This window comes from 'Chrysanthemum coronarium' phytoplasma, from assembly GCF_000744065.1.
GTDB classification, from domain to species: Bacteria; Bacillota_I; Bacilli_A; order Acholeplasmatales; family Acholeplasmataceae; genus Phytoplasma; species Phytoplasma asteris.
The window spans coordinates 1-717 of record NZ_BBIY01000143.1; the positions used below are offsets into that span (position 1 = coordinate 1).

Genomic DNA, 717 nt, shown 5'->3' on the forward strand with positions numbered 1-717 from the left:
CTCCTAAAACAAGAGATAATTTAGCTGCATTAAAGAAAAAAACAACTACTGAATTACCACCTTTAACAGGCACTAATAAAAAAGACAAGATAACAAGATAAAAGAAATAAGAACAAAATTAAATGAATTAAAAGAATCCATTAAAGAAGAAATAAAACTAATATTAGGACAAAAAATACTTGAATTAATGCAACAAACATTACAAGAATATTTAGAAGACCAAAAAAACAAATTAAAGATAAAATTAATAACATTGTTAAAAAAATTACTACTGGTATTAATGCACCTTATTTTACTTTTAATCTTTCTAATAAAAAAATAAAATGGTATTCTGGAAGTCTTTATTATGATAGTCTAAAAGAGTTAGAAAAGTATTTAGAAAAGATGACATATAAAGCAACACTGCCTCCAATAGATTCTAATTTAACTTTATCATTTAAAACAAAACAAAAGGAAAATGAATTAAAAGAAGTTGATTATGCTTATTATGATTTAGTTAATAATGATAATCAAGTTAATAATAATATGAGTGTTATTTTAAGATTTCTTCCTTTTGTTGCTCCTTTTTGTCTAGATGAAAAAAACAAGAACAAGCATGTAAGAATTATAATACATGTCAATCTAATTCTTGTCAAGATGAAAAAGATAAATTAAAAGCATGCGAGCAACTTAAAACAGGATTTGGAGCTTGGCTTTCGCCTCAAGATTGTTTAGGAG

1 protein-coding gene is annotated in these 717 nt (G+C 24.5%); it reads left to right on the top strand.

The window, feature by feature from the left end:
• The first annotated feature begins 384 nt into the window (after positions 1-384).
• Entirely contained in the window at positions 385-654 is a 270-nt protein-coding gene (locus OYV_RS04195) for a hypothetical protein (protein ID WP_042068471.1), read from the top strand.
• The last annotated feature ends 63 nt before the right edge of the window (positions 655-717 follow it).